Here is a 526-nt window from a genome sequence, read left to right on the forward strand (position 1 = left end):
TTCGGGGCAGCGGTGACAGGTGGTGCATGGTTGTCGTCAGCTCGTGTCGTGAGATGTTGGGTTCAGTCCCGCAACGAGCGCAACCCTTGTCGTCAGTTGCCAGCACGTCATGGTGGGCACTCTGGCGAGACAGCCGGTGAAAGCCGGAGGAAGGTGGGGATGACGTCAAATCATCATGCCCCTTATGTCCTGGGCTACACACGTGCTACAATGGCCGGTACAACGGGCAGCGAACCCGCGAGGGGGAGCCAATCCCAAAAAACCGGTCTCAGTTCGGATCGCAGGCTGCAACTCGCCTGCGTGAAGCTGGAATCGCTAGTAATCGCGGATCAGCATGCCGCGGTGAATCCGTTCCCGGGCCTTGTACACACCGCCCGTCACACCACGAGAGTCTGCAACACCCGAAGTCGGTGAGGTAACCTTCGGGAACCAGCCGCCGAAGGTGGGGCAGATGATTGGGGTGAAGTCGTAACAAGGTATCCCTACCGGAAGGTGGGGATGGATCACCTCCTTTCTACGGAGTATC

The 526-nt window shown here is 59.3% G+C and carries 1 rRNA gene; it reads left to right on the top strand.

Going from position 1 to position 526, the window contains the following annotated elements:
- A 16S ribosomal RNA gene (locus IEV46_RS17910) occupies positions 1–514 on the top strand; the annotation flags it as partial.
- Positions 515–526: the final 12 nt, after the last annotated feature.

It is taken from the genome of Kroppenstedtia guangzhouensis (assembly GCF_014637345.1).
GTDB classification, from domain to species: Bacteria; Bacillota; Bacilli; order Thermoactinomycetales; family DSM-45169; genus Kroppenstedtia; species Kroppenstedtia guangzhouensis.